The following is a 3,834-nucleotide window of genomic DNA, read 5'->3' on the forward strand; positions in this document are numbered from 1 at the left end:
GCGCTGCACGTTCGTCGAGCGCCACGCGCCGACGCTGGCCGTCGCCCGTGGGAACGCACGGTCGCTCGACCTCGAGGGCCGCTGCTCGTTCGTCAAGGCCGACGCGCTCTCGTTCCTCCGACGCGGCCCCGCGGGCGTCGATCTCGCCCTGGCGGATCCGCCGTACGACCTCGAGGGGCTGGCGTCGCTGCCCGCTCTCGTTCGTCCCGTCCTCGATGAGGGAGGGCTGTTCGTCCTCGAGCACGACGCGCGGCACCGCTTCGAGGAGGCGCCGGGGCTCGTGCTGACCCGGTCGTACGGGCGGACGGTGGTGAGCGTGTTCGAGGGGGAGTAGCGACCTCGAGATCGCCGCATCGAGGTCGTCACAGACGCCCCACGGGGCGTCTCTACGTTTGCCGCGTCCTTGAGGACGGACACCAGACGCCACGGCGTGGCGTCTCTACGCCGGCTGGGGATCCGTGACGATTCTGCGACCTCGAGGACGAGCGTCGCGCATCTTCCCCAACCCCCAACCCCCAACCCCTTGGACCGCCTCGCTCTCTACCCCGGCACCTTCGACCCGGTCACCTACGGACACCTCGACGTCTTGGAACGAGCGCTCAAGGTGTTCGATACCATCGAGGTGACGGTCGCCGTCAACGCGTCGAAGAAGACGCTTTTCTCGACGGAGGACCGCGTCGGACTGGTCCAGGCGAGCGTCGAAGGGATCGAAGGGCACGACCGCGTGCGGGTGACCGCGTTCGAGGGGCTGTTGGTGGACCACGCGCGGGCGACAGGAGCGGTCGCCCTGGTCCGAGGCCTCCGGCAGGTCTCCGACTTCGACTACGAGTTCCGCATGGCGCTCGCGAACCGACGCCTGTTCCCCGATTTGCAGACCGTGTTCCTGATGCCGGCCGAGGACCACACGTTCGTCGCGGCCTCGATCGTGCGCGAGATCCACCGGTGGGGCGGCGACGTGTCGTCGTTCGTGCCGCCCGTCGTGGCGGATGCGCTGGCCGACCGTCGCACGGACTGACTCGTCCTCGAGGTCGGCCCGGCTCCGAGGTCGAAAATTCGAGGGCGGGGAAGCGCTTTCGGCCGACCTCGAGGTCGCGAGCGCGGCCGTACGCCGTCTACCTTGCGGCGCACCCCATCAGACCGATGACCGACGCGCCCGCCCTCGACACTCTCAACCCGTTCGTGGCCTCGATGCAGCCGTCGGCCACGATGGCGATCTCGGCGAGGGCCAAGGCGCTTCGGCGCGAGGGCCGCGACGTGATCGCGCTCTCGGCCGGCGAGCCCGACTTCCCGACACCCGCGCCCATCGTCGAGGCGGCGCACCAAGCTCTTCGGGACCAGCGGTTCAACTACACCCCGAGTCCCGGCATCCCTGAGCTCCGCGAGGCGATCGCGGCCAAGCTGGTGCGGGAGAACGGCCTCGAGGTCGCGGCGGAGCAGGTCGTGTGCTCGAACGGCGGCAAGCAGTCGGTCGCGCAAGCGGTCCTGGCCGTTTGCCAGCCCGGCGACGAGGTCCTGATCCCAGCACCGTACTGGGTGAGCTACCCCGAGATGGCCCGGCTCGCGGGCGCCACTCCCGTCGCGCTCCCCGCCGGCCCCGAGGCCGACTACAAGGTGACGCCAGCCGACCTCGAGGGCGCCATCACGGACCGGACGCGGCTGGTCATCATCAACAGTCCGTCCAACCCGACCGGCGCCGTCTACTCGCCGGAGGAGCTGGCTGCTCTCGCCGAGGTGATCGGGCGCCACGACCGCGTGCTGGTGCTCTCGGACGAGATCTACGAGTACGTGACCTTCGACGCCGAGTTCGTCTCGTTCGGGAGCCTGCCCGGCATGGGCGAGCGGACGGCGACGGTCAACGGGTTCTCGAAGGCGTACGCCATGACCGGCTGGCGGTTGGGCTACCTGGCGGCGCCGCTGTGGTGGGCACGGGCGACGGCCAAGATCCAGAGCCAGTACACGAGCGGCCCGTCCTCGATCACGCAGTACGCCTCGCTCGCCGCGTTCGACATGGACCACGGCGTGATCGACGAGATGGTCTCGGCGTTCCGCGAACGCCGAGACGCGGTCTTGGCTCGTCTCGAGTCCATCCCCGGCGTGTCGTGCCCGACTCCGAACGGCGCGTTCTACCTCTTCCCAGACGTGTCCGCGGTCTACGGCCGCTCGACGCCCTCGGGCGACGTGATCGAGGGCAGCGTCGCGCTGTGCCAGTACCTCCTGGAGGAGCACGACCTGGCCTTGGTGCCTGGCGAGGCGTTCGGCCTCGACTCGGGAGTTCGTCTGTCCTACGCGACCGACATGGACTCGCTGATGCGCGCCTGCGACCGCCTCGAGGCCGGGCTGGGCGCGCTGCAATAGGGCGCGTCCTCGAGGTCGCCGGGAGACGAGAGGAGGTTCGAGCCCTCGAGGGCGACAGGAGGGGACCTATTCACTTGTGTCCCTGGCAGAGGTTAGGAGAGGAGCGTCCGCTCAGCGTCCTCGAGGACGAGGTCGTCCAGCTGACACGCCTCGTCTCGCATTCCGGGCACGTCCTCGAGGTCGCAGCCGCCCCCGGTCCTCGCTCCGAACCCGCCCCGCGCGCTCGCGTACGCCCGCGCCCCCCGACCGACTTCGTGGACCCGCGCCCGACGCCCCGATCTGAGGGGAGCCTGCTGACCAACTACACGCCGCCCGAGCCGGACCGAGACCGGATCTGGGTCCACATCGGCCTGTTCGTCGCCACGTTCGCGGCGACGGTGTGGTGCGGCGGAGCCCTCGTGGGGCGGTCGGCACTGTGGACGGAGCCGTCCTCGATTCTGCCGCCCTGGATCGCGATCTTGGCCGATCCGACGTATCTGGCGGACGGGTTCGCGTACGCGTTCCCCTTCTTGCTCTTCCTGACCGTCCACGAGTTCGGTCACTACACGGCGGCGCGGCTTCTCAAGACGCGGGTCTCGCTCCCGTACTACATCCCGGTTCCGCTGCCGGGTACGCTGGGGACGTTTGGGGCGGTGATCCGCATCAAGGAGCCGCTTCGTCGCACGCGCCAACTGTTCGACATCGGTGCCGCCGGGCCGCTCGCCGGCTTCGTCGTGGCGGTGGGTGTGTTGCTCTATGCCGCGTTCACGCAGCCGCCGCCGGAGTACCTGCTGGGCGTCGTCGGGCATCAGGACGTGGTGGACACGATCCGGGCAACGGGAGCCTTTCCCATCTTCCAACCGAGCCAGGTCCCGCCGGGCACGATGGCCATCGTCTTTGGCGACACGCCGCTGTTCCACCTGATGCAAAGCCTGGCGCCGCTCCGCATCTCCGGCGACGAGATCGTGCATTATCCCGTCTTGCTGGCCGGATGGCTCGGGCTGTTCTTTACGGCGCTCAACTTGTTGCCGGTCGGACAGCTCGACGGCGGGCACGTCGTGTACGCGTTGTTCGGTCCCGCCGTGCACCAAGTGATCGCTCGCGTCACGACGCTGCTGTTGCTGCTCTCTGGTACGATTGGGCTGGTGATGGACTTGGTTGGTCTATCGGTTTGGACGATCTGGGCGGTGGTCGCGTTGGTCAACGCCTTGGCACTCGCACGGCTGTTCGATGGTGAGTGGCGCGTCGTCTTCCCGGGAATCGCCGTGATGACGGGGCTCTCGGCCGTCGTGACGTACACGCTGCCGGGCCTCGCCCTCTCGACGGGTTGGACGGGCTGGTTGTTTTGGGTGGGGCTCATCCTGTTCGTCATCCGCGTGGACCATCCGCCCGTAATGATCCGCGAGCCGTTGACGCCGGGGCGGAAAGCGCTCGGCTACCTCTGCCTGGTCATCTTCGCGCTGTGCTTCTCGATCCGGCCGATCATGGTGTACGGCGGGT

General features: G+C 68.8%; 4 protein-coding genes. All 4 read left to right on the forward strand.

The features are described 5' to 3' along the window. A partial coding sequence (locus WBA11_RS04580) for an RsmD family RNA methyltransferase (protein WP_424519543.1) occupies positions 1–334 on the forward strand: 334 nt, incomplete at its 5' end. 189 nt (positions 335–523) lie between these two features. Further along, complete coding sequence (gene coaD, locus WBA11_RS04585) at positions 524–1,015, forward strand: pantetheine-phosphate adenylyltransferase (protein WP_424519544.1); 492 nt, start codon at positions 524–526, stop codon at positions 1,013–1,015. Positions 1,016–1,140: 125 nt separating this feature from the next. Beyond that, the gene (locus WBA11_RS04590) at positions 1,141–2,355 is read left to right on the forward strand and encodes a pyridoxal phosphate-dependent aminotransferase (protein ID WP_424519545.1); all 1,215 of its coding nucleotides are present in this window, start codon (positions 1,141–1,143) and stop codon (positions 2,353–2,355) included. Positions 2,356–2,609: 254 nt separating this feature from the next. After that, positions 2,610–3,834, forward strand: a 1,225-nt coding sequence (locus WBA11_RS04595) for a site-2 protease family protein (RefSeq protein ID WP_424519546.1), incomplete at its 3' end; no start/stop codon positions are given.

The sequence above is a fragment of the Rubrivirga sp. genome, from assembly GCF_049648075.1.
Taxonomy (GTDB): Bacteria; Bacteroidota; Rhodothermia; order Rhodothermales; family Rubricoccaceae; genus Rubrivirga.